Source organism: Klebsiella spallanzanii (genome assembly GCF_902158555.1).
Classification (GTDB): domain Bacteria; phylum Pseudomonadota; class Gammaproteobacteria; order Enterobacterales; family Enterobacteriaceae; genus Klebsiella; species Klebsiella spallanzanii.
In genome coordinates this window covers 1-25,847 of sequence record NZ_CABGGS010000008.1, presented here as the reverse complement: position 1 = coordinate 25,847, position 25,847 = coordinate 1, and the positions used below count along the sequence as shown (strand labels likewise).

Here is a 25,847-nt window from a genome sequence, read left to right as displayed (position 1 = left end):
AAGTGTGGCTCTTTTCTCTGAATTTGCCTCTTTGGTTTGCCGGAAAATTTCCGTCATTCGCCGCCTGTTTCTATAGTTAATTTGAACAAACAGCGGGAGAAGCCCATGTTGACGGTACATCATCTCAATCAGTCACGATCGCAGCGCGTGTTATGGGCGCTGGAAGAGCTGCAGTTGCCTTACCAGGTGGTCTCTTATCAGCGCGGGAAAGACATGCTCGCGCCAGCGGAATTAAAAAGCGTTCATCCGTTGGGAAAATCACCGATTGTCGAAGATGACGGCCATATTCTGGCTGAATCCGGCGCTATTCTGGAGTATTTGCAGGAAAGCTACGATAGCGCTCATCGCTTCAGGCCGCAGTTGTTGGAGGATAAGCTGCAATATCGTTTTTGGCTGCACTACGCTGAAGGTTCGTTGATGCCTCTGATGCTGATGAAACTGGTATTTGCCAGCCTCGGTAAACCCCCGGTACCGTTCGGCATGCGCACTTTAGGCAACGCATTGGGCAAAGGAGTGCAAAAAGCATGGCTTAACCGGCAAGTTGAAACCCACGCCCGCTTTATTGAAGAGCACCTTTCCCGCCAGCGCTGGTTTGCCGGAGACGAACTGAGTATGGCGGATATCCAGATGAGCTTTCCGGCAATGGCGCTGCTGGCGCGCGGTGGCGTGGAGGATTTACCGCATCTGGCGCAGTGGGCCCAGCGCGTTGAACAGCGTCCTGCATGGCAGAAGGCGATCGAGCGCGGCGGTCCTTTTACCTTACCCGGTGAGTGAACCATTACGAAAGCCGATGACCGGGAAAAATTGCTATCAGCGCAATGCAAAAATGTTACCGGATTGCGCATGGACGATAACGTTTGCGCATCGGCTGGTTATTTCCTGAACGTCATAAGCGAAATTTAGCGAAATACGACAAACTTCAGTTGAAAAGGCCCATCTAAAGGCTGGATAATCGTTTGCCTTTTTATTTTGCTCATCATTTCCTCTGCTGACAGGGGGGAGCAAAGTCATTCTTCACACCGTATTGTGTGCGCGGAGTTAAACGTTTGCTTTTCACAGCCCCTGGCGCTGCGATGTAGCACAAGGAGATCGCGTTTAGCTGGCAGTGGATGGTCCACCTCGCATTCAGACGAACGATAAAAATTCTCAGGGGAAGTTTTCTATGTCTACGCCTTCAGCGCGTACCGGCGGTTCATTAGACGCCTGGTTTAAAATTTCTGCTCGCGGCAGCTCCGTGCGTCAGGAAATCGTTGCCGGTCTTACCACCTTCCTGGCGATGGTGTACTCCGTCATCGTCGTGCCGGGTATGCTCGGTAAAGCAGGTTTTCCACCGGCTGCGGTATTTGTCTCCACCTGTCTGGTGGCGGGCGTTGGCTCGCTGGTGATGGGGCTGTGGGCGAACCTGCCGCTGGCAATTGGCTGCGCCATCTCGCTGACCGCTTTTACCGCGTTTAGCCTGGTGCTGGGCCAGCAGATCAGTATTCCGGTCGCGCTGGGCGCGGTCTTCCTGATGGGCGTGCTGTTTACCGTCATTTCCGCGACCGGTATTCGTAGCTGGATCCTGCGTAACCTGCCGCAGGGCGTTGCGCACGGCACGGGTATTGGTATCGGCCTGTTCCTGCTGCTGATCGCCGCCAACGGCGTTGGCCTGGTTATCAAAAACCCACTGGACGGCCTGCCGGTGGCGCTGGGCGACTTTGACAGTTTCCCGGTGATTATGTCGCTGGTGGGGCTGGCGGTAATTATCGGTCTTGAAAAACTGAAAGTGCCGGGCGGTATCCTGCTGACGATTATCGGCGTGTCGATTATCGGCCTGATCTTCGATCCTAACGTCCACTTCTCCGGTATTTTCGCCATGCCATCGTTAAGCGATGATCAAGGCAACTCGCTGATTGGTAGCCTGGATATCGTGGGTGCGCTGAATCCGGTTGTATTGCCAAGCGTGCTGGCGCTGGTGATGACCGCAGTGTTTGATGCCACGGGCACCATCCGCGCGGTGGCCGGTCAGGCGAACCTGCTGGATAAAGACGGGCAGATTATCAACGGCGGCAAAGCGCTGACCACTGACTCCCTGAGCAGCGTCTTCTCCGGCCTGGTGGGCGCAGCCCCGGCAGCGGTCTATATCGAATCGGCTGCCGGTACGGCGGCTGGCGGCAAAACCGGCCTGACTGCGGTGACCGTTGGCGTGCTGTTCCTGCTTATCCTGTTCCTCTCTCCGCTCTCTTATCTGGTTCCTGCCTATGCGACCGCTCCGGCGCTGATGTACGTCGGCCTGCTGATGCTGAGCAACGTGGCGAAAATCGACTTCAACGACTTTGTTGATGCGATGGCGGGGCTGATTACGGCGGTCTTTATCGTACTGACCTGTAACATCGTTACCGGCATCATGATTGGCTTCGCGGCGCTGGTGATTGGCCGACTGGTATCTGGCGAGTGGCGTAAGCTGAACCTGGGGACGGTGATCATCGCCGCGGCGCTGGTTATTTTCTACGCTGGCGGTTGGGCGATTTAACTTTTTCTGCTAACAGCGGGCGGCTTTGGCCGCCCGTTTAATTTTTAAGCCACATCCTGTTTCCTTTTGCGTTAATCTGAGTAGCGTATTATTTCGAGACATGACGCCTCAGATGTAAAAAAAGAAAACGCAGCAAACAGGGAACACATGGAAATATTTTTTACCATACTCATCATGACCCTCGTGGTCTCTCTCTCCGGGGTGGTTACACGCGTACTGCCCTTTCAGGTTCCACTACCCTTAATCCAAATCGGTATTGGTGCGCTATTGGCCTGGCCGACCTTCGGATTGCATGTCGAATTCGACCCTGAACTCTTTCTGGTTCTGTTTATTCCGCCGCTGCTGTTTGCCGATGGCTGGAAGACGCCGACCCGTGAGTTCATTGAGCATGGGCGAGAAATTTTCGGTCTGGCGCTGGCGCTGGTGGTGGTGACGGTGGTCGGTATTGGCTACCTCATCTACTGGATCGTTCCTGGCATTCCGCTGATTCCGGCCTTCGCTCTGGCGGCGGTACTGTCGCCAACGGATGCCGTGGCGTTGTCAGGGATTGTCGGCGAAGGCCGCATTCCGAAAAAAATTATGGGGATTTTGCAGGGCGAAGCGTTGATGAACGACGCCTCCGGCCTGGTCTCCCTGAAGTTTGCCGTTGCGGTGGCGATGGGGACGATGGTCTTTACCGTCGGCGGCGCGACGGTGGAGTTTTTCAAGGTGGCGGTCGGCGGTATTCTCGCGGGCTTCGTGGTCAGTTGGCTGTACGGGCGCTCAATGCGCTTCCTCAGCCGCTGGGGCGGCGATGAACCGGCAACGCAAATTGTGCTGCTGTTCCTGTTGCCGTTCGCATCCTACCTGATCGCAGAACATATTGGCTTCTCCGGGATCCTGGCAGCGGTGGCTGCGGGGATGACCATCACCCGTTCCGGGGTGATGCGCAGCGCGCCGCTGGCGATGCGTCTGCGTGCGAACAGCACCTGGGCGATGCTGGAGTTTGTGTTTAACGGCATGGTCTTCCTGCTGTTGGGCCTGCAGTTGCCGGATATTCTCTCCAGCTCGCTGGTGGCCGCAGAGGCGGATCCGAACGTCGAAACCTGGATGCTGTTTACCGATATCGTTCTGATTTATGCCGCCCTGATGCTGGTGCGTTTTGGCTGGCTGTGGACGATGCGCAAGCTGAGCCAGCGTTTCCTGAAAAAGAAACCGATGGAGTTTGGCTCCTGGACCACGCGCGAGCTGCTGATCTCCTCCGTTGCCGGGGTGCGCGGGGCGATTACACTGGCCGGTGTGCTGTCGATTCCCCTGCTGCTGCCGGACGGCAACGTCTTCCCGGCGCGCTATGAGCTGGTGTTCCTTGCCGCTGGGGTCATTCTATTCTCTCTGTTCGTCGGCGTGATTGTGCTGCCGATTCTGCTGCGTCATATCGAGTCGAGCGACCATGTGCAGCAGCGCAAAGAGGAGCGTCTGGCGCGAGCGGCAACGGCGGATGTGGCGATTGTCGCGATTCAGAAAATGGAAGAGCGCCTGGCTGCGGATACCAAAGAGAATATTGATAATCAGCTGCTGACCGAGGTCAGCTCCCGCGTGATTGGTAACCTGCGCCGTCGCGTCGATGGGCGTAATGACGTTGAGACCTCAATGCTGGAAGAGAGCCTCGAACGCCGGTTCCGCCTGGCGGCGCTGCGCTCAGAGCGCGGGGAGCTGTACCACCTGCGTGCGACACGGCAGATCAGTAACGAGACCCTGCAGAAGCTGTTGCACGATCTTGACCTGCTGGAAGCGCTGCTTATCGAAGACCAATAACGCCGTACCTGTTCCCCGGCGGCGGCGCTTGACGCGCCTTGTCCGGGCTACCGTCCCTCAGGCGATTGGGAATCTGTAGCCCGGGTAAGGCGTTTACGCCGCAACCCGGGAGCTCACTCCAGCCAGAACGCCTTACTGCACTCCAGCCACGCCCGCGCGCTGTGCGACATGTACACGCCCTCCCGCCAAATCATCCCCAGTTCCCAACGTAGCTCGCTCTGTAGCGGGATCCAGCAGAAGCTCTGCGGGTCAAGGCGCTGGCAAATCGGCTCCGGCAAAATCGCCACGCCAATCCCCGCCTGCACCATCGCAGCCAGAAAATCCCATTGCCCGCTGCGCACGGCGATGCTCGGCTTAACCTCATGCAGAGCAAATAGCTGCATCAACTGCTGGCTGAGGGCAAAATCCTCGTTGTAAATCACCAGCGGATACGCTGCGAGCGCTTCTGGCGATAAAGATGTGACGCTTCCCCACTGCGCCGTTCTTGGCGTCAGCACGCAAAGCGGGTGGCTGAACAGCGATAGTGTGGTCAGGCCGCTGGCTTCATCAACGGGCAGCGCCGTCATGGCTAAATCCAGCTCGCCGTTGCTTACCGCCTGCTGCACGGTCAGGCCGCCAAACTCAGAAATTTTCAGCTCGACGCCCGAGTAGCGCTGGCGAAAGTGGCTAATTGGCTCAGCCATCAGCATCCCGACCATCGGCGGGATCCCCAGACGCAGTACGCCTTTATGCAGATGATTAATATCGCTCAGTTCCGACTCCAGCTGATGGAATTCGCCAAGAATGGCCTGCCCGCGCTCGAAAACCACCCGCCCGGTATCGGTCAGTAACAGCTTGCGCCCATCGCGGATCAGCAGCGTACAGTTCAGCTCATCTTCCAGATTTTTAAGCATCTTGCTGATGGTGGGCTGCGTGACGAACAGTTTCTCCGCCGCACGGGTAAAGCTCTGCTGGCGGACCACTTCAACAAAATAACGCAGCGTTCGGATATCCATAATTATTCCCTGAGACTATACCTGTGATGATTTTAATTCATTTCTGCCCGGCCAGGCGGCTCTCTATACTGCACGCCTGTCTTCTTTTTCAGGAATACCGCTCATGGCCTTCGCGCCAGCTCGCGTGACGCCTTTCGTCATGCAACGTCTGCAGGTACCGGTTCAGGTACTGATCTACGCCGCACTGTTCGTCTGCGCGGAATATTTAGTTAACTGGCTGCATCTGCCCCTTCCGGCGAACCTGGTGGGGATGCTGATGCTGCTGGCGCTGATTGTTTGCCGGATTATCCCCTTAAACTGGGTACGTGCCGGGGCCCGCTGGCTGCTGGCGGAGATGCTGCTATTTTTCGTTCCTGCGGTGGTCGCCGTGGTCAACTATGCGCAGTTGCTGATGGTGGATGGCTGGCGCATCTTCCTGGTGATTGGCTTGAGTACCATGATGGTGCTGGGCGCAACGGCGTGGGTGGTCGATAAAGTGTATCGCTATGAAGTCAGCAGGATGAAACATGAGTGATTTTCAGCTAAGCGTTCTGTGTCTTCTCGTGACTCTGGGACTCTATTTTGCCAACAAGCGGCTTTATCGACGCTTTCATAAACTGCCGCTGATGCCGCTGGTTTTCACCCCGATCCTGCTGGTACTGATTCTGGTATTCGGCCATATCTCTTATCAAAGCTATATGGGGGAAACCCACTGGCTGCTGTGGCTGCTGGGCCCGGCAACCATTGCTTTTGCCGTGCCGGTATATGACAACCTGGCGATTATTAAACGTCACTGGATGTCGCTAACCGCTGGCGTCACTACTGCATCGGTGGTGGCGGTGACCAGTTCGGTGTGGCTGGCGCGATTGTTTACGCTGCCCGATGAGATCCAGCGCAGCCTGGCGGTACGTTCGGTGACGACGCCCTTTGCGCTGGCGGCAGCCAAGCCGCTGGGCGGCCAGCCTGATTTGGTCGCCCTGTTTGTGGTGGTCACCGGAGTATTCGGTATGGCGGTGGGCGACGTACTGTTTCTGCGTCTTTCCATCCGAGAGGGGATGGCGAAAGGGGCGGGATTTGGCGCGGCGTCCCACGGTGCCGGAACCGCGCGTTCCTATGAGCTGGGGCCGCAGGAGGGCGTGGTGGCAAGTCTGGTGATGATGCTTTCCGGCGTGGTGATGGTGCTGGCCGCGCCGCTGGTGCGATGGATTATGTTTTGAGAATTAAATCATTATCACGATTATTATCTTTACGGATGGCTCCGGAGATATATTAAGTATTTTTAATAAAATAGGTTAATTAGTACTACATATTTATGCTTGTATGATTAATGGTTTAATTAGTTATGGTGTTAATATTGGTCAGGGATTTGATGCGTGTTTTCTTATTTTTTTTCGCGAATATTCTTAATTACTTCACATCTCAATTGTAACTAATTGTTTCAATTGAGATGAGATCACAATCACATCTTGAATGTATTCATAATGTGATATTTTTATAGTGAATCACTATATTTTATAATGCCATGATTTTACTTGCTTATTTTTAAATGATATATTGTGATTATTAATTATAACTAATTATACCTTTAAGCTAAGTATATTTATTTTGTTGAGAATACTCCTAGTTTCAGTTACCTTGATGACGTGAGCTTTTATTATTGAATGGATTCATGTGGAACTAAAGCTCTTGCATTTATGTGTTCAGCGAATATTAAATGCAGGTTATTCATTCCCCGTGCGAATGCAACAGCTTATAGCTAAGTTGTTATCCATGTTCATTCTCTAATATATGGCCATAAACAATTGATGGATTGATTGTTAATCTGGATAAATAGGGGAATACCAATGAAAACCAATGTAAAAACTTTAGCTAAAATTCTGGCCTTATCTGCGGGCTGCTCTCTGGTTGCAATGTCCCATGCGGATAACACCATCAAGTTTACCGGGACAGTTTCCGATACGACTTGTACCGCTACTATTGATAATGGCGTTTCGGCGATTGAGATGGGGACTGTCTCAGTAGCAGATTTAAAAGCCAATACCTATAGCTCGGCGAAAAACTTCTCTTTCACTTTGACCGGTTGCCCTACAGATGAAGGTTCTCTGACTAAAGCCAGAATCACCTTTGGTGGTGAAGCTGATACGTTTAATAGTGATTACTTTAAGAACCAGGCTTCATCTCCAGCTGCCAATGTTGCTGTCGCTATTTTTGATAACGCAGGGGTTATTCAGAAGAATAATACCGAAGGTTCTGATGTCGATATCTCCTCTGGCGAAGCCACCGTTCCGTTTACCGTGAAAATGGCTAAATCTGGCGCTTCAGATCCGACTAAAGGTCCGGTGCAGACGACAGTAACTTATAACGTTACCTATTATTAATTAAGTAACAATATATCAAAGGGAAAGTATTTTGCTTTCCCTGTTTGGACAATGCCATGAACAGATTATTATGTTGTGTTTGTTTATTCTCCTGTGTTTCAGTATCGCAGGCTAGTGTGGTTGTTGGCGGTACACGCGTTATCTTCGATGGTACACAAAAAGCAACCACCGTGTCTGTTCAAAATAAAGATAATGTTACAAATATAGTACAGTCCTGGCTCTCCATTGTGGATGAAAACTCGCCTGCGAAAGATTCGTTTATTACGACCCCTCCCTTGTTTCGCCTGAAAGCGGGTGAACAAGGATTCGTACGAATCCTTCGAACGGGAAAACCTTTGCCGGAAGACAGGGAGTCAATGTTTTGGCTAAATATTAAAGGTATTCCTGCAATGGATAACGCACCAGATAAGAACATGGTGCAGTTTGCTATCAACTCCCGAATTAAGCTTATTTATCGGCCAGCAGCCTTAAAAAAAGCTATTCCGGAAAATTTCTCTGAGAAATTGCAATGGTCCAGTGAAGGACGAGAGCTAAAGGTGAAAAATAATTCTCCGCTATATATGAACTTCTCAGGAATATTTGTTAATGGCAAGGCCGTACCCGAAGCTTGGTTTGTCGCCCCTTACTCAACGATAAAAATACCGGTAGCAAGCGCATCTTCATCAGGGAAAAGAGAAGTTACATGGAGCGTGATCAATGATTATGGTATGTCAGGGCCGAAATATACCGCCATCATTCAATAATATTGAGTGTAATAATACATTTGCATTGAAAAGCAGCTACATCGCTATTCTATTTGGCCTTGCCGCAATCCCATTACCGACTGTCGCTGGAGAATACTTCAACCCTCACCTACTTGAAGTGAATGAAACCGGTGCGACAGCCGTAGATTTGACCTATATTTCCCAGGAGTCCGTCCCTCCGGGTCAATACAATCTCGATGTCTACATTAACGACAAGTTTATTGGTTCTGAATCTGTTGTTTTCCAGCCGCAAAATGACGGTAACGACTCTTCCGCTCAGCCGTGTATCAACGTCGCGCGCCTGAAGGAGTGGTCGATTAAAACTGAAGACTATCCCGAACTCACGGTCGCTGGCTCCGGGTGCGCAAAGCTGTCTGCGATCCCCGGATGGGAGATGGCGGTGCAGCTTTCGCGTCAGCGGGTGGATTTTACATTGCCCCAGATTGCTATGCAGCACCGTCCGCAAGGTTATGTCCCCGAAAGCAGGTGGCAGCAGGGCATTACTGCCGGCTTGCTTAATTACAACCTTTCCGGGCAAAAAACCGATCCTCGGCACGGTGGTGAATCGACATCCAGCCAGTTTGTCAGCCTACAGCCGGGTCTGAACGTTGGACCGTGGCGTTTACGCAACTACAGCACCCTTAATCATAATGATGACGGTAACCAATGGGACTCTGTCTACAGCTATATTGCACGTGATATCCACGCCCTGAAAGGCCAGCTGATAATGGGCCAGACCTATACCTCATCAGGCGTATTTGACAGTATCAGCTTCACCGGTCTGCAGTTGAACTCAGATAAAGAGATGCTGCCGGATAGCATGAATGGCTTTGCGCCGGTCATTAAAGGCATTGCCCGCACAACCGCCGACGTGACGGTTTATCAGAACGGATACAGCATCTATAAAACCACAGTATCTCCTGGCGCATTCGAGATAAACGACCTTTACCCAACCGGGAGCGCGGGCGATCTCTATGTGACGGTGAAAGAATCTGATGGCAGTGAGCAGAGCTTTGTTGTGCCTTTTGCCTCGCTGGCGATTCTGCAGCGCGAGGGGCAGGTAGACTATGCTTTCAGCAGCGGTAAAACTCGCTCAGGAAGCTCAGGCGGAAAGGAATATAACTTCTTGCAATCTACCCTTGCCTGGGGGGCATTGAGCAACGTCACGTTGTACGGTGGTTTCCAGCAACTGGAAGACAAATATAGCAATGCGCTACTGGGCGCTGGGTTTAATCTGGGGTCTGTCGGCGCGCTCTCATTCGATGCTTCTCAGTCCTGGGCGGATATAAAAGAAAATCCGAAATCAGATAAAACATCATCCAGCGAAGGGCAGTCTTATCGCGTGCGCTTTAGTAAAGATTTTCCGCTGACGGGAACCAACTTTTCCGTCGCGGGATATCGTTATTCAACGCATGGTTACTACTCGCTGCAAAATTTTATCGATAACGCGAATTCCTACAGCGGCTGTTGTTCATCAAATGGGCGGACGAAAGATCGTTTTGACGCATCGGCTTCGCAGATATTCGCTGGCTTTGGTTCACTCTCCCTTTCGTTGGTCAGTGAATCTTACTGGGATAACTCGCGCATGGAATCGCTGGGGGTGAGTTACAGCAATACCCTTGGTCGGGTGTCCTATTTCATCAATTACTCCTATAACCGAAATGTGCAGAGCTCCAGCCAGAACAATGACAATTCGCACTCCAGCGATAGTATTATTTCACTCACCGTGAGCGTGCCTTTTGGCGCGAATACTTCAGCCAACTACAACATGAACAGTAGTCGGAAGGGGGACACGACGCACAGCCTTGGTTTGAGCGGAGCGGCTTTTGCCGATCGTTCTCTGAACTGGAATGTGCAGGAAGGGTACAACGCCAGTGATAAGAGCACCTCAGGGAACGTAAACCTCAACTACCAGGGCTCCAAAGGCGAGGTGACCGCCGGATATGGTTATGACAGCTATAGCTCTCACTATAATTACTCGCTGCGCGGGGGAATGGTCGCCCATTCCGGTGGCGTCACTTTTTCCCGCTATCTTGGCGAAAGCGTGGCGCTGGTTGAAGCGCCTGGTGTCAAAGATGTGGCGATACGCGGGCAGACCAACGTAGTGACCGATTCTGCCGGATACGCTGTGGTGCCTTTCGTAAGAGCCTACCATGAAAACAATCTCTCTCTTGATGAACAGCAGGTCTCCGGTGCGGAAATTGATAATATCGTCAGAACGGTGGTGCCGACGCGTAATGCGATCGTAAAAGTTAAATATGATACCTGGATTGGCTATAAGGCAATGATGACCCTGCGTTTCCAGAATAAAGACATACCTTTTGGCGCCGTAATTACGTTGGATGACGAAGATCTGGATAGTAAAGAAAAACGCAGCTCTATAGTGGGTGATTCCGGACAAGCCTATCTTACCGGATTACCAGCAAAAGGCCGATTATTTGTAAAGTGGGGCGATGCTCAAAATACCCAATGTTACGCCAACTATGATTTATCATCCAATAAATCAATTGACGATATTGTTTTTTATACGGCGGATTGCCGATGATGAGTCTCAATATATTCGGTTCAGGCCAGAAAGTCAGGATGGTAGCGATGCGGATAAAATATGTTAAAACATCGGCGAAATCTCTATTGCTGTTATTTATTTCCGGTATAGGATTTCTGCTGAGCAGCACTATGCCGGCCTGGGCTTATGATGCGGCGAGTACCGTTAATTTTAATGTTACGGGAACTATTGAAGAACCTGTCTGTGAGGTGTCGATAAAACCTTCGGAGAATATTGATTTAGGCACCGTATCTTATCAGCATCTGACGGGAAAACCGGGAGCTAATAGCGAAAATATCCCTGTTTATCTTGAGTTTGAAAACTGCTCTAAAGGTACGGCATCGGTCACTATTACATTTAGCGGTTCATATTATGATAGTACTTATTCAATGATATATAAGAATGCACAGACGGATAGTTCAGGGGCAAAAGGTGTTGGATTACAATTAGTTAGTCTTAAAGGTGCCAAATCCCTTGGGCCAGGCGATCAGTATACCTACACCTTCAGTGACGAGCCGGGCGGTCATGTTTTTGACATGATTGCCAGAATGTATACCCCCTATGGGCAGATAACTGCAGGGGGCGTTATTTTTACCTCGACATTTAATGTGTCTTATAAATAATTAATAACGTGCAGAGATGAATATGTTCAAGAATATTTTATTACTACTGGCGTTAAGCTTTCCAGTCTATGGGTGGTCGTGTACAACAGGCACCAATTATGGTGATGTGACAATGACCAATCTGCCTGAAAAAATATTAGTGAATGCGGGAAGTTACTCTGCCGGAACGGTTCTTTATGATTCTGGCCAAATTTCACGGTCGCAAACCTATGTTCTTAACTGTCAAGGCAATATCTACGCACAATTTGCATGGTCTTCCGATAATATCATCTCGACTGTTAGCGATGGCATATATACGACCAACGTGCCCGGTATTGGCCTGAGGGTGAAAGTGTGGCTAAACGTGACCGGTGAATATGATGGCGATACGGATGATTTTAATGCGGACTATAGCCAGCATTATATCGGTGATGCGGACTTCTACCTGGGCAAGCCAAGTGGTTTTCTTGATTACTGGGCTGCTACATATTATACCCCAAAATACCAGCTGCAGCTTGTTGCCACCGGCGGCGCCATTGCCAGCAATAGTTCTCTGACGCTAAAGGATCCCATTTCGTCAGTCTCGCTTAAAGATAGCGCCGGAACGATGGTCATCTCCCAACTGCATATAACCGGTACGACAAAAATCCAGCTAACGCCGATGGGCTGCAACGCGAGTACGTCCTCGCTGAATTTCCCGATGGGCACCATTAAAACCAGCGAGTTTAATCTCTCCAATAAAGCAGGTTCCGCCCAGCAGACCCTGACGCTGACCTGCGAACCGGGAACTAACGTGACGATGCGCATTAGCGCGACGGAAGCAGAGGGCGATAACCCGGATCATACCGTGATTGCGCTGACGCCCGGTGAGAATGTTGCGACCGGAGTGGGGGTTCAGTTGAATATCAACGGCTTTCCGCTATCGGTGAATACTACCACCTACAGGGTTTTTGACCCAGTCAACAGAACGACGGTGACGAATTCCGGCGCTGATGCCGGCTATACTATATTCACCGATCCGTCTAACACTGGTGGAGCGGAGGGGACTAATATGCTGAGCTTTTCGACCAATTATTATAAAACCGGCTCTGAGGTGACGCCAGGAACCGCCAACGCAAGCGGAACCATCACGTTTACCTACAACTAACGTATAAAAAATTCCCCGGTCTGCCTACCGGGGAGTAAATCATCATTAATGCGCCTGACCTTTCTCTATACCAATCCCGGTCTGTGAACGAATAAACTGCGCACGGAACAGCTCGCGCTCGCGCAGCCCTTCCTCTGAGTTATCGGTCGCAGAGAAGAACCAGATACCGATAAAGGCGATGGCGATAGAGAACAGCGCCGGATATTCATACGGGAATATCGCCTTTTCGTGACCGAGGATCTGCACCCAGATAGTCGGGCCGAGGATCATCAGAATCACCGCGGTCAGCAGACCCAGCCAGCCGCCAATCATCGCCCCGCGCGTGGTCAGCTTCGACCAGTACATCGACAGCAGGATAATCGGGAAGTTACAGCTCGCGGCGATAGAGAACGCCAGACCGACCATAAAGGCGATGTTTTGATTCTCAAACAGGATGCCCAAAAGAATCGCCACCACGCCCAGAATCAGCACGGTAATCTTCGACACTCTCAACTCTTCGCGCTCGGTTGCGCCTTTCTTAAAGACGTTGGCGTACAGGTCGTGCGAAACAGCTGAAGCCCCCGCCAGCGTCAGGCCAGCCACCACCGCCAGAATAGTGGCGAAAGCAACGGCCGAGATAAAGCCGAGGAACAGGTTGCCGCCGACCGCATCCGCCAGATGCACCGCCGCCATATTGTTGCCGCCGATAAGCTGCCCGGCCGCATCTTTAAATGCCGGATTCGCCCCCACCAGCATGATGGCGCCGAAGCCGATGATAAAGGTCAGAATATAGAAGTAACCCATAAAGCCGGTGGCGTAAAACACGCTTTTCCGCGCTTCTTTGGCATCGCTTACGGTGAAGAAACGCATCAGAATATGCGGCAGACCCGCAGTACCGAACATCAGACCAAGACCGAGCGACAGCGCCGATATCGGGTCTTTTACCAGTCCGCCGGGGCTCATGATCGCCGAGCCTTTAGGATGGACCGCCATCGCTTCGGTGAACAGGTTATTGAAGCTGAAGCCGACGTGCTTCATTACCATAAAGGCCATAAAGCTGGCGCCGAACAGCAGCAGCACCGCTTTGATAATCTGCACCCAGGTGGTGGCGAGCATACCGCCGAACAGGACGTAGAGCACCATCAGCACGCCGACCAGCACCACCGCAACGTGGTAGTTGAGGCCGAACAGCAGCTGAATCAGCTTACCTGCGCCGACCATCTGGGCTATCAGATACAGCGCCACTACCACCAGTGAACCGCAGGCGGAAAGCGTGCGAATCGGCCCCTGTTTGAGACGATAAGACGCGACGTCGGCAAAGGTGTAGCGTCCGAGGTTACGCAGGCGCTCGGCGATCAGAAACAGAATAATTGGCCAGCCGACGAGGAAGCCGAGAGAGTAGATTAGTCCATCGTAGCCGGAGGTGTACACCAGCGCGGAAATACCGAGAAACGAGGCCGCCGACATAAAGTCGCCGGCAATCGCCAGCCCGTTCTGAAAGCCGGTAATATTGCCGCCTGCGGTGTAATAGTCGCTACGTGAGCGCACGCGTTTTGACGCCCAGTAAGTGATGTACAGCGTCAGAGCGACGAAAATCAGGAACATGATAATCGCCTGCCAGTTAGTCGGCTGGCGCTGTACCGCGCCGGTAATGGCGTCTGCGGCGTTCGCGGTAAAAGGGAGCGTGGCGGCAAGCGCCGTCAGGACTTTCTTCATGATGCTTTCACCTCGCTGAGAATGCTCTTCGTCAGCTGGTCAAATTCACCGTTTGCCCGCCAGACGTAAATTCCGGTTAGTACGAAAGAGATAACGATCACGCCGATACCAATCGGAATTCCCCGGGTGACGCTGGTTCCCGCATGCAGCGGCGCGCCCAGCCAGCCGGGGGCGAAGGCAATAAGCAGAATAAAGCCCACATAGATCACCAACATAATCAGTGACAGGATGGCGGCAAACCTTTGCCGGGCTGCAACAAGCTCCCTAAAATGCGCACTATTTTCTATCCGCTGACAAATCTGATCGTTCATCGTAGCGTCTCCAGAGGTTCCCTTTCGTCATCCACGCGCGAGTCATCGGCAACACTCATCCGCCCGGCAGTTAACTGTCGGGAATCAGCCTGTTTACCGCTTTCCTGCTACCTGAAATCCTTGGGGAGTATTTTTATGTCCTCTCCCCTGGTGGGGAGAGGGTGTAGGGGATCGGTTGATTTATGATGGCATAGCGATGGCCTGCTTCTCTTCGAGCAGTTTTTCCACCACGCCTGGATCGGCGAGCGTTGAGGTATCGCCGAGATTACTGGTATCCCCCGCGGCAATTTTGCGCAGAATGCGGCGCATGATTTTGCCCGAACGGGTTTTCGGTAAGGAGTCGGTCCAGTGCAGTACGTCCGGCGTCGCCAGCGGACCAATCTCTTTACGCACCCAGTTGCGCACCTCGGCGTACAGTTCCGGTGTGGGTTCTTCGCCGTGGTTAAGCGTCACGTAGGCATAGATGGCCTGGCCTTTGATGTTATGCGGAATACCGACTACCGCTGCTTCGGCGATTTTCGGGTGCGACACCAGCGCTGATTCGATTTCGGCAGTGCCCAGACGGTGCCCGGAAACGTTCAGTACGTCATCGACGCGACCGGTGATCCAGTAGTAACCATCTTCATCACGACGCGCGCCGTCGCCGCTGAAGTACATATTTTTAAAGGTAGAGAAGTAGGTTTGCTCAAAGCGTTCGTGATCGCCGAACAAGGTGCGCGCCTGGCCTGGCCAGGAGTCGGCGATCGCCAGGTTGCCCTCGGTCGCGCCTTCCAGCGGCGTGCCTTCGTTATCCACCAGTACCGGCTGGACGCCGAAGAACGGACGCGTGGCGGAACCGGCTTTCAGCTCAATGGCGCCCGGTAGCGGAGTGATCATAAAGCCGCCGGTTTCGGTCTGCCACCAGGTATCCATCACCGGGCACTTCTCGTTACCGATCTTCTTCCAGTACCACTCCCAGGCTTCCGGGTTAATCGGCTCGCCGACGGAGCCGAGAATACGCAGGGAAGAGCGGTCAGTACCCTCAATGGCTTTATCACCTTCCGCCATCAGCGCACGGATCGCCGTTGGCGCGGTATAAAGAATGTTGACCTGATGCTTATCAACCACCTGGCACATGCGCGCCGGAGTCGGCCAGTTCGGCACGCCTTCGAACATCAACGTCGTTGCACCGCAGGCCAGCGGGCCATACAGCAGGTAGCTGTGGCCAGTGACCCAGCCGACGTCGGCGGTACACCAGTAGATATCGCCCGGATGGTAGTCGAAAACGTATTTAAAGGTCGAGGCCGCATAGACCAGGTAGCCGCCGGTAGTATGCAGTACGCCTTTTGGTTTACCGGTCGAGCCGGAGGTATAAAGGATAAACAGCGGGTCTTCGGCGTTCATCTCTTCCGGCTGATGCTCCGCGCTGGCTTTCTCAATCAGATCGCTCCACCACAGGTCGCGACCTTCATGCCAGTCGATTTTGCCGCCGGTACGTTTGAAGACCACCACGTTCTCAATGCTTTTGACGTTTGGGTTTTTTAACGCGTCATCAACGTTTTTCTTCAGCGGGATCGCGCGACCGGCGCGCAACCCTTCATCTGAGGTAATGACCAGACGGGAATTGGAGTCAATAATGCGACCAGCAACCGCTTCGGGCGAGAAGCCGCCGAAAATCACCGAGTGGATTGCGCCGATGCGGGCGCAGGCCAGCATCGCTACCGCCGCTTCCGGCACCATAGGCATATAAATGGCCACCACATCGCCCTTTTTAATGCCGAGGTCGAGCAGGACGTTGGCAAAGCGGCAGACATCGTGATGTAGCTCGCGATAAGTGATGTTTTTACTTTGGCTGGCGTCGTCGCCTTCCCAGATGATCGCCGTCTGGTCGCCGCGCTCCGCCAGATGGCGATCGAGGCAGTTAGCCGCGAGGTTCAGGGTACCGTCTTCGTACCATTTGATGGAAATATTCCCCGGTGCGAACGAGGTGTTTTTCACGCGAGTATAGGGTTTGATCCAGTCAAGGATTTTGCCCTGCTCGCCCCAAAAGGCATCGGGGTCGGTGACGGACTGCTGATACTGCGCCTGGTACTGTTCCGGGTCAATCAGGCAGCGTTCCGCAATATTAGCGGGAATAGAGTGTTTGTGTATTTGGCTCATGGCTTTTTTTCTCCTGTAGGTTGTTAAATATATGTCAAATAAACGTTAAGAGTAGGGGCTTTGGCGGCTTTGTTTGCTATTTGGGGGGCAGATCACGCAATAATTAAATTGAATGAAAAGCAATCAAATGAAACTTTGAGGTGAAATAATTTCCGATATGTATTTATAGAAATTGAATATATTAAATATTTTTTATAACAAATACTTATGCAAGGTAAGTTGGGGATATTAGCGAGTTTATGCATAAAAGCAGAGTAAACCGCTGTTCTTAAAGACTTGCGCAGCATGCCGTGCAAATGATACTGATATTGCGCGTTAAATAACCCCATAAAGCAACGCAACACAATTCATACCCCTTTCAGTGGGCGTCATTACCTTCTGGAATGGTGCCTTTCATTGAGGAAGTCTGTAGTGAAGAAAAAAACAAAAGTCAGCCTGGCCTGGCAAATTTTGCTGGCCCTGGTGCTGGGCATCCTTCTGGGCAGTTACCTGCATTACCACGCCGAAAGCCGTGATTGGTTAATCTCAAATCTGCTGACGCCTGCCGGCGATATCTTTATCCACCTGATTAAAATGATCGTTGTGCCGATTGTGATTTCGACCCTGGTAGTCGGTATTGCGGGCGTGGGCGATGCGAAGCAACTGGGCCGTATCGGCGCAAAAACCATCATCTATTTTGAAGTGATCACCACGGTGGCGATCGTGCTGGGGATTACCCTGGCTAACGTCTTCCAGCCTGGGACCGGGATCGATATGTCGCAGCTGGCGGCAGTGGATATTTCAAAATATCAAAGTACCACGGCAGAAGTGCAGAGCCACGCGCATGGCCTGATGGGCACGATCCTCTCGCTGGTGCCGACCAATATCGTCGCTTCGATGGCGAAAGGCGACATGCTGCCGATCATCTTCTTCTCGGTGCTGTTTGGTCTGGGCCTCTCTTCGCTGCCTGCGACCCACCGTGAACCGCTGGTCACGGTGTTCCGCTCCATCTCTGAAACCATGTTCAAAGTGACGCACATGGTGATGCGCTATGCGCCGATCGGGGTATTTGCCCTGATTTCGGTGACCGTCGCGACCTTCGGCTTTGCCTCGTTGTGGCCGCTGGCGAAGCTGGTGATTCTGGTTTACTTCGCCATCCTGTTCTTCGCGTTGGTAGTATTGGGTATCGTGGCGCGTGTATGCGGGCTAAGTATCTGGATCCTGATTCGCATTCTGAAAGATGAGCTGATTCTGGCGTATTCCACCGCCAGCTCTGAAAGCGTGCTGCCGCGAATTATCGAGAAGATGGAAGCCTATGGCGCGCCGGCGGCGATCACCAGCTTCGTGGTACCGACCGGCTACTCGTTTAACCTCGATGGCTCAACGTTGTACCAGAGTATCGCGGCCATCTTTATTGCCCAGCTGTACGGTATTGATCTGTCCATCTGGCAGGAAATTACCCTCGTGCTGACGCTGATGGTGACGTCGAAAGGGATTGCGGGCGTACCGGGCGTCTCCTTCGTGGTGCTGCTGGCGACGCTGGGCAGCGTGGGGATTCCGCTGGAAGGTCTGGCGTTCATTGCTGGCGTTGACCGTATCCTCGATATGGCGCGTACCGCGCTGAACGTAGTGGGTAACGCGCTGGCGGTACTGGTTATCGCCAAGTGGGAGCACAAGTTTGACCGCAAAAAAGCGCTGGCGTATGAGCGTGAAGTGCTGGGCAAATTTGATAAAACGGCGCAATAAAAACAAAGCCCGGTGCATCGCATCGGGCTTTTTCTTATCTTTTACTTATCCTGTCGAACTCTTCGCACCCGGTATCAAACCCTTCCTGACAGCTGACGTTAAGCCAGTGCAGCGCTTTCTGCTTGTTCGGTTCGATAAAGCCTTTTTCCCCCTGCTGGAACAGCATTCCGGCCCAATATTCGGCATAGCCGGTGCGGGAGAGGGCGGAGCTCTCTTTAAAATACTGTGTCGCTTTCGCGTCATCTTCCGGTGAGTGAACGCCGCTGGCGTAGATTAGCCCCAGCAGCATCTGGGCGTCGACGGCGGAGTCGCTTTCTGGATCCTGGGCCGCATCCTGTAACAGGGTGATGGCGTGCGGATAGTTCGGCGTACCGGCCTGCTGGTTTACCAGCACCCTGGCGAGAACAATTTCTCCCGCCTTGCTGCCAGTCTGCACGGATTTTTCCGCCAGCGCTTTGGCCTGGTGGTAGTCGGCCTGCTGCGGATTGCGAATTTTGAGCTGAGCGAGCAGCGCCAGCGCGTCGCCGTCGCCATTGTTTGCGGCTTTTTGCGCCCAGTACTCGGCCTGCGGAAAATCACCGAAGCTAACGTAAGTATCAGCAAGGTAATATTGCGCGCGCGGGTCGCCCGCTTCGGCCTGCTGTTTGTACTGGCTGCCTGGTTCCATGGCGCCTGCGGCGACGCTTGCTATCACCAGCAGTAAATAGAGGTATTTCATTTTTTATTATCGGTAGAGGACATAGTGCGCAGTATAAAGGGAGGCGAAGAAGAAGAAAACGACGGGAACTTGTGGGGAATACTCATGCTTTGCCCGAACAATCGTGCCGTCTGTTTCCCGGGGGCGGCGCTAACGCGCCTTGCCCGGGTTACAAATTTCCAGCCGTTTGCCGTCCGGTAGCCCGGACAGGTGCGAAGCACCGCCTCCGGGGAGGCGGCTTGATTAACCCATTGCGCTTTCGCGCAGGCGGGATTTCAGCTTGTTGTACTCGTCAATCACGTACTGCTCGGCGGCACGCTGGTCGCTAATCCGCTCAATGTTGACGGCGCAGTATTTATACTCCGGCGTTTTGGTTATCGGACTCAGGTTCTCGGTCACCAGCTCGTTACAGGCGCCAATCCACCACTGGTAGGTCATATAGACCGCCCCTTTGTTCGGGCGATCGCTAACCTGCGCGCGGGTGATGATGCGGCCTTTACGCGAGTTAACCCACACCAGCGCTTCATCCTCAATGCCCAGACGCTCGGCGTCGGCGGTATTGATTTGCGCATAGCCTGGTTCATCCGCCAGTGCCGCTAGCGCCGCGCAGTTACCGGTCATCGAGCGGCACGAGTAGTGGCCGACTTCACGCACCGTCGATAGCACCATCGGATACTCATCGGTGAGCTTGTCAATCGGCGCGACCCAGTCGCAGGTGAAGAACTGCGCCAGACCGTTCGGGGTATCGAACTTCTCTTTAAACAGATAAGAGGTTCCCTGGTCGGCATCAGACTCATCGCGACATGGCCACATGATATAACCCAGCTCGCCCATTTTCTCGTAGGTGGCGCCGTAGAAATCCGGGCACAGATGACGCAACTCGTCCCAGATCTCCTGGGTGTTGTTGTAGTGCATCTTGTAACCCATTCGGGTGGCGATTTCGCTGATGATCTGCCAGTCGGTTTTCAGGTCCCACTTCGGCTCTACCGCTTTAAAGAAGCGCTGGAAGCCGCGGTCCGCTGCGGTATAGACGCCTTCGTGCTCACCCCACGAGGTGGACGGCAGAATGACATCGGCCGCTGCGGCGGTTTTGGTCATGAAAATGTCCTGGACGATAACCAGCTCCAGCTGTTCAAACGCTTTACGCACGGCGGACAGCTCGGCGTCGGTCTGGAGCGGGTCTTCCCCCATGATGTACGCCGCCCGCACTTCGCCGTGGTCTGCGCGATGCGGCAGCTCGCTGATGCGATAACCGGTGTGTTCCGGCAGGCTGTCCACGCCCCAGGCTTTGGCGAACTTCTCGCGGTTTTCCGGGAACTTAACGTATTGATAGCCCGGATAGGTATCCGGTAGCGCACCCATATCGCAGGCGCCCTGAACGTTGTTCTGACCGCGCACCGGGTTGACACCAACGCTCGGCTTGCCGAGGTTGCCGGTCAGAATCGCCAGGCTGGTCAGCGAACGCACGGTCTCCACGCCCTGATAGAACTGGGTCACGCCCATGCCCCACAGAATGGCGGCAGATTTCGCGCTGGCGTACATGCGGGCACAGGCCCGAATCTCCTGAGCGCTGACGCCGGTAATCTCTTCCACCGACTCTGGCGTATAGCCTTCGACGATTTTGCGATACTCCTCGAAGCCTTCAGAACGGCTGGCGACGAAGGATTTATCGTAGAGATCCTCTTCGATAATGACGTGCCCAATAGCGTTGAGCAGCGCGATGTTCGAGCCGTTTTTCAACGCAATGTGCATATCGGCAATGCGCGCGGTTTCGATTTTACGCGGATCGCAGACAATAATTTTCGCCCCATTGCGTTTGGCGTTAATCACGTGATTCGCCACAATAGGGTGTGAATCTGCCGGGTTGTACCCGAAGATAAATACGAGATCGGTATTGTCGATCTCAGTGATGGCATTACTCATAGCGCCGTTACCGACCGATTGGTGCAGACCTGCAACCGAAGGGCCGTGTCAGACGCGAGCGCAGCAGTCAACGTTATTGGTACCAATAACGGCGCGCGCGAATTTTTGCATCACATAGTTAGTTTCATTACCCGTCCCGCGGGACGAACCGGTAGTCTGAATCGCGTCCGGGCCATACTTCTCTTTAATGGCGCTGAGACGGGTGGCGACGTAATCGAGCGCCTCATCCCAGGAGACGGATTCCAGCTTGCCGCCGCGCTGGCGACGGATCATGGGGGTTTTCAGGCGCGGGGTGAGGATCTGGGTATCGTTAATAAAATCCCAGCCATAATAGCCTTTCAGACACAGGGTTCCCTGGTTGGTTTTCCCCTGTGCCGCCTCAGCCCGGACGATTTTGCCGTTATCGACCACCAGGTTGATTTTGCAACCTGATGCGCAATACGGGCAAACCGTGACGACTTTTTTCATCGGTCTTGCTCCAGTTAATCAATTGGCGCATACGCGCTATCGCGCCATCAATATGCATCTTCTATGCCATGTTTTCATTGTGGGTATCGACTGATGATACGTTGTTTTTTTGGGCGAAATGCTGACGAAAAACAGGCTATCGTCAGTTTTGACGTGTCGAAGCGGAGGGATGTGACAAACGCTGCCGGGCGTGTCGGGGTAGCCCGGACAGATGCGTAGCATCGCCTCCGGGGATTTGGGAAGAAGTAGACTCGGAGACAGTATTGCATTTATCGGAGTAATGGGGGTCAGGCCAAATAACGCCTGCCCGGTATAAACGTATAAACTATCGTTAGATTCTACCTGAACAGGGCAAACCAATGTTCCCATTGGATGTTTTCTTTCGAGCTACCGTCTAAGTCTGAAGCCTATATGAAACCGCATAATTGTTTTAAAAACAAACAAATAGCATTGTAGTGTCTACGATATGCTGCAAAACCCAGCGCAGATGTGAGCACACGATGATTTTTGTTAGCGGTAACTCTATTTTTAACATTTTTTCGTGTTAGCGCTAACTCTGAGAGGTCGATCACAGTTGTATTTTATTTGACTGTTTATAGTCTGCTATATATGAGGTCCGGGGGAAGAAGTATGATTAGCAGCTGGTTAGCATTCGATAAAATAAAAGTTATTGGCTCGATTGATAACTGTGGTAAATACAATTCGGCTTTCAGTAGAACCCTTGTTGGCACATGAACAGATTATTGAAAATTACATAGAGGCTATTTTAAAAAGCCGTGAAAAATAGGTCAATGTTATATATTGGCCCCAGGCTTAGCTATGCTATATGTCCGATCAAAGAATGAAAAAATAATGATCGTGAGTGGCAATAGTTGGAGCAGGGGTTGGTCATACTATCTGTGGAAAACGAACTGGCAGATATTCTTCTTAGTGCAAGAAATCTTACTGAGACATCTTAATGTCTATTCCACAAACACTTTAGTGTTCAGCAACTTGCTGGACAGAAATAAAATAAAAGAAATTTCAGGATGATGGGCGACATAGGGCCAGGGCTTGCTACGTTTGCTAATGCTAACGTCGGAATCGTGGGGGTTATTATTAGTAATATCACCACAATTTTTCACTAACTCTTTAAACTAATATATCGGAGGTGGCTTGTGGGTGCTAAATTTTCACCATCATTAATGTGTATGGATTTGACTTTGTTTAAAGAACAAATTACGGCAATGAATGATAAAGCGGATTTTTATCATGTCGATATTATGGATGGGAACTACGTTCGTAATATCACACTCTCTCCATTTTTCATTGAGAATCTGAAAAAAATCACATCTGTACCTATTGATGTCCATCTGATGGTTAACCATCCAGAAGACATCATCCCAATGTGTCTTGATGCTGGGGCTGATATTATTAGCTTTCACCCGGAAACTGCAAATAATAAAATTTTCCGACTTCTTAATCAGATTAAGGATGCGGGTAAAAAATGCGGTGTTGTTCTTAACCCTGCAACCCCAGCGGAAAGTATTGTAGAATACGCACACTTACTTGATAAAGTTACCGTAATGTCGGTTGATCCTGGTTATGCTGGTCAGAAGTTTATTCCTGAGTCACTGGACAAAATTAAAAAACTCATCAATATGCGCCAAAATAATGGCTATCATTATCTGACAGAGATTGATGGCTCATGTAATGAAAAAACGTATGGGCAGATTGCCTCGTCGGGTGTGGATGTATATATCGTTGGAACTTCTGGACTATTTTCTTTAGACGCTGATGTTAGTCGGGCATGGGATAAGATGATCGATATTTTCCATCGCGAAACCGTAGCTGCATAACATTTTATTAATGTCTTAAGTTTGCTGCATTTTGTTGTGAAATGCAGCATATGTTTAAAGCCTGGAGTTAACATGTCGGCACTTGACACCTTGAAAGAACTCACCAGCATTGTGGTTGACAGTGGTGATCTGTCCTCGATTGTACAATTACATCCTGAAGACGCTACGACTAACCCTTCTCTTATTCTCAAGGCCGCAGCCATTCCAGAATATGAGCCACTAATTAATAATGCAGTTCAGTTCGCCAAAGAAAAAACTAATAGCCAACAATCGCAGGTCATTATTGCCTGTGAAAAGCTGGCTGTTAATATCGGTTGTGAAATCCTTAAACATATACCTGGGCATATCTCAACGGAAATAGATGTCCGTCTTTCGTTTAATACTAATGCCTGCATCGAACGAGCAAAACGTATTATTGAACTTTATCAATTACAAGGCATCGATAAATCACGCGTACTTATTAAAATCGCCGCCACGTGGGAAGGGATTAGGGCGGCTGAAATACTCGAAAAAGAAGGTATCAACTGTAACCTGACGCTTATTTTCGCTTTCGCCCAGGCCAGAGCATGCGCAGAAGCAAACGTTTTTTTGATTTCGCCATTTGTCGGTCGCATTTATGACTGGTACCAGAAAGTAAACCCGGTCAGCGAGTACGATCCTGAACAGGATGAAGGTGTTAAATCTGTTCGCGCTATTTATAACTACTTTAAACAGCACGGTTACTCAACCGTGGTCATGGGAGCAAGCTTCCGCAAAGTAGAGCAGGTGCTGGCCCTGGCGGGTTGCGACAAACTTACGGTTTCTCCGCAATTGCTTCAAACGCTTGATAAAGGTCACTACAGCATTGTTAAGCATTTACATGTACCCGGCCAAACTCATGCCAGACCTTCATCCATTACTGAGGCGGATTTCCGTTGGCAATTTAATGAAGATCCAATGGCTGTAGAGAAGCTTGCAGAGGGGATCCGGTTATTCGCAGAGGACCAGCGCAAACTGGAAGCCATGATTACACTTCATTTAGAGAAAGCATAATGACGACACGTAAAGATCTTGCCAATGCAATACGCGCACTCTCAATGGACGCAGTACAGAAGGCCAACTCCGGCCACCCCGGCGCGCCGATGGGGATGGCGGATATTGCCGAAGTCCTGTGGCGGGACTTCCTGAACCATAACCCGCAGAACCCGTCCTGGGCTGACCGCGACCGCTTTATTCTCTCCAACGGTCACGGCTCGATGCTGATTTACAGCCTGCTGCACCTCACAGGTTATGATCTGCCGATTGAAGAGCTGAAGAACTTCCGTCAGCTGCATTCCAAAACGCCGGGCCACCCGGAAGTGGGCTATACACCGGGTGTTGAAACCACGACCGGTCCGCTGGGTCAGGGTATTGCCAATGCGGTGGGGATGGCGATTGCGGAGAAAACCCTGGCGGCGCAGTTCAACCGTCCGGGCCACGACATTGTTGACCACTTCACTTACGCGTTTATGGGCGATGGCTGCATGATGGAAGGTATCTCTCACGAGGTATGTTCTCTGGCCGGTACCCTGAAGCTTGGCAAACTGGTGGCGTTCTATGACGACAACGGCATCTCCATCGACGGTCATGTTGAAGGCTGGTTCACCGACGACACGGCAAAACGCTTCGAAGCCTACGGCTGGCACGTGGTGCTCGGCGTGGACGGTCACGATGCTGACTCGATTAAACGCGCGGTGGAAGAAGCGCGTGCAGTCACTGACAAACCGTCCCTGCTGATGTGTAAAACCATCATTGGTTTCGGTTCGCCGAACAAAGCCGGTACCCACGACTCCCACGGCGCGCCGCTGGGCGACGCAGAGATCGCGCTGACCCGCGAAGCGCTCGGCTGGAAACATCCGGCATTCGAAATCCCGTCCGACATCTATGCGCAGTGGGATGCCAAAGAAGCCGGTCAGGCAAAAGAGTCCGCGTGGAACGAGAAATTCGCCGCCTACGCGAAGGCCTTCCCGCAGGAAGCGGCAGAATTCACCCGTCGTATGAAAGGCGATATGCCGTCTGACTTCGATGCGAAAGCGAATGAGTTCATCGTTAAGCTGCAGGCGAATCCGGCGAAAATCGCCAGCCGTAAAGCGTCGCAGAATGCGATCGAAGCCTTCGGTCCGCTGCTGCCTGAATTCCTCGGCGGCTCCGCTGACCTGGCACCGTCAAACCTGACCATCTGGTCCGGTTCTAAAGCCATCAACGAAGACACTGCCGGTAACTACATCCATTACGGCGTGCGTGAATTCGGTATGACCGCTATCGCTAACGGTATTGCGCTGCACGGCGGTTTCCTGCCGTACACCTCCACCTTCCTGATGTTTGTCGAATACGCCCG

The 25,847-nt window shown here is 52.0% G+C and carries 20 protein-coding genes; 14 read left to right on the top strand and 6 right to left on the bottom strand.

What is annotated here, in order from left to right; translation table 11 throughout:
- Positions 1 to 105 precede the first annotated feature (105 nt).
- The 3 genes from FN082_RS09875 to FN082_RS09860 all read left to right on the top strand — a co-directional run bounded on the left by FN082_RS09875 (position 106) and on the right by FN082_RS09860 (position 4,306).
- A complete protein-coding gene (locus tag FN082_RS09875; RefSeq protein WP_142981515.1) occupies positions 106 to 774 on the top strand; it encodes a glutathione S-transferase family protein in 669 nt (222 codons plus the stop codon).
- Between the two features lie 388 nt (positions 775 to 1,162).
- The gene (locus tag FN082_RS09865) at positions 1,163 to 2,512 is read left to right on the top strand and encodes an NCS2 family permease (RefSeq protein ID WP_139540847.1); all 1,350 of its coding nucleotides are present in this window, start codon (positions 1,163 to 1,165) and stop codon (positions 2,510 to 2,512) included.
- A gap of 147 nt (positions 2,513 to 2,659) precedes the next feature.
- The gene (locus FN082_RS09860; RefSeq protein ID WP_139540848.1) at positions 2,660 to 4,306 is read left to right on the top strand and encodes a Na+/H+ antiporter; all 1,647 of its coding nucleotides are present in this window, start codon (positions 2,660 to 2,662) and stop codon (positions 4,304 to 4,306) included.
- A gap of 113 nt (positions 4,307 to 4,419) precedes the next feature.
- Here the strand turns inward: FN082_RS09860 and FN082_RS09855 are convergent, their stop codons facing one another.
- A complete protein-coding gene (locus FN082_RS09855) occupies positions 4,420 to 5,301 on the bottom strand; it encodes a LysR family transcriptional regulator (protein WP_142981514.1) in 882 nt (293 codons plus the stop codon).
- Positions 5,302 to 5,404: 103 nt separating this feature from the next.
- On the opposite strand from FN082_RS09855, the gene FN082_RS09850 reads away from it, so the two are divergent.
- The 7 genes from FN082_RS09850 (at position 5,405) to FN082_RS09820 (ending at position 12,695) form a co-directional block, all read left to right on the top strand.
- Positions 5,405 to 5,815, top strand: a complete 411-nt coding sequence (locus FN082_RS09850) for a CidA/LrgA family protein (protein WP_139540850.1) — start codon at positions 5,405 to 5,407, stop codon at positions 5,813 to 5,815.
- On the top strand, positions 5,808 to 6,497 hold the full coding sequence (locus FN082_RS09845) for an LrgB family protein (RefSeq protein ID WP_142981513.1): 690 nt from the start codon (positions 5,808 to 5,810) through the stop codon (positions 6,495 to 6,497). Before FN082_RS09850 ends, FN082_RS09845 begins: the two co-directional genes overlap by 8 nt.
- A 627-nt stretch (positions 6,498 to 7,124) precedes the next feature.
- Entirely contained in the window at positions 7,125 to 7,658 is a 534-nt protein-coding gene (locus FN082_RS09840) for a fimbrial protein (protein WP_142981512.1), read from the top strand.
- Positions 7,659 to 7,714: 56 nt separating this feature from the next.
- The gene (locus FN082_RS09835) at positions 7,715 to 8,401 is read left to right on the top strand and encodes a fimbrial assembly chaperone (protein ID WP_142462554.1); all 687 of its coding nucleotides are present in this window, start codon (positions 7,715 to 7,717) and stop codon (positions 8,399 to 8,401) included.
- Entirely contained in the window at positions 8,355 to 10,946 is a 2,592-nt protein-coding gene (locus FN082_RS09830) for a fimbria/pilus outer membrane usher protein (RefSeq protein ID WP_142981511.1), read from the top strand. Before FN082_RS09835 ends, FN082_RS09830 begins: the two co-directional genes overlap by 47 nt.
- Positions 10,943 to 11,569: a fimbrial protein gene (locus FN082_RS09825; protein WP_142981510.1), complete on the top strand. Its 627-nt coding sequence runs from the start codon at positions 10,943 to 10,945 to the stop codon at positions 11,567 to 11,569. The genes FN082_RS09830 and FN082_RS09825 overlap by 4 nt, the downstream gene beginning before the upstream one ends.
- A 22-nt stretch (positions 11,570 to 11,591) precedes the next feature.
- Positions 11,592 to 12,695, top strand: a complete 1,104-nt coding sequence (locus FN082_RS09820) for a type 1 fimbrial protein (protein ID WP_142981509.1) — start codon at positions 11,592 to 11,594, stop codon at positions 12,693 to 12,695.
- Positions 12,696 to 12,740: 45 nt separating this feature from the next.
- Here the strand turns inward: FN082_RS09820 and actP are convergent, their stop codons facing one another.
- From actP to acs, 3 genes are all read right to left on the bottom strand, one after another.
- Positions 12,741 to 14,390 carry a cation/acetate symporter ActP gene (gene actP / locus FN082_RS09815; RefSeq protein WP_142981508.1) on the bottom strand — a complete coding sequence of 550 codons (1,650 nt, stop codon included), beginning with the start codon at positions 14,388 to 14,390 and terminating at the stop codon, positions 12,741 to 12,743.
- Positions 14,387 to 14,701 (bottom strand): DUF485 domain-containing protein, encoded by a 315-nt coding sequence (locus tag FN082_RS09810; protein WP_142462549.1) that lies wholly within the window; start codon positions 14,699 to 14,701, stop codon positions 14,387 to 14,389. The genes actP and FN082_RS09810 overlap by 4 nt, the downstream gene beginning before the upstream one ends.
- Positions 14,702 to 14,881: 180 nt before the next feature.
- On the bottom strand, positions 14,882 to 16,840 hold the full coding sequence (acs, locus tag FN082_RS09805; protein WP_139540858.1) for an acetate--CoA ligase: 1,959 nt from the start codon (positions 16,838 to 16,840) through the stop codon (positions 14,882 to 14,884).
- A 411-nt stretch (positions 16,841 to 17,251) separates the two neighbouring features.
- Between acs and gltP the strand changes: the two genes are divergently transcribed.
- The gene (gltP, locus tag FN082_RS09795; protein ID WP_139540859.1) at positions 17,252 to 18,565 is read left to right on the top strand and encodes a glutamate/aspartate:proton symporter GltP; all 1,314 of its coding nucleotides are present in this window, start codon (positions 17,252 to 17,254) and stop codon (positions 18,563 to 18,565) included.
- A gap of 34 nt (positions 18,566 to 18,599) precedes the next feature.
- Here the strand turns inward: gltP and FN082_RS09790 are convergent, their stop codons facing one another.
- Positions 18,600 to 19,283 carry a tetratricopeptide repeat protein gene (locus FN082_RS09790; protein WP_139540860.1) on the bottom strand — a complete coding sequence of 228 codons (684 nt, stop codon included), beginning with the start codon at positions 19,281 to 19,283 and terminating at the stop codon, positions 18,600 to 18,602.
- A gap of 222 nt (positions 19,284 to 19,505) precedes the next feature.
- A complete protein-coding gene (gene fdhF / locus FN082_RS09785; protein ID WP_142462548.1) occupies positions 19,506 to 21,653 on the bottom strand; it encodes a formate dehydrogenase subunit alpha in 2,148 nt (715 codons plus the stop codon).
- 1,157 nt (positions 21,654 to 22,810) lie between these two features.
- Between fdhF and alsE the strand changes: the two genes are divergently transcribed.
- From alsE to tkt, 3 genes are all read left to right on the top strand, one after another.
- Complete coding sequence (gene alsE, locus FN082_RS09780; protein ID WP_139540862.1) at positions 22,811 to 23,491, top strand: D-allulose 6-phosphate 3-epimerase; 681 nt, start codon at positions 22,811 to 22,813, stop codon at positions 23,489 to 23,491.
- Positions 23,492 to 23,563: 72 nt separating this feature from the next.
- Positions 23,564 to 24,523: a transaldolase gene (gene tal / locus FN082_RS09775; RefSeq protein ID WP_142981507.1), complete on the top strand. Its 960-nt coding sequence runs from the start codon at positions 23,564 to 23,566 to the stop codon at positions 24,521 to 24,523.
- Positions 24,523 to 25,847: transketolase (gene tkt / locus FN082_RS09770; RefSeq protein ID WP_142981506.1), on the top strand; the 1,325-nt coding region annotated here is incomplete at its 3' end. The genes tal and tkt, both read left to right, overlap by 1 nt.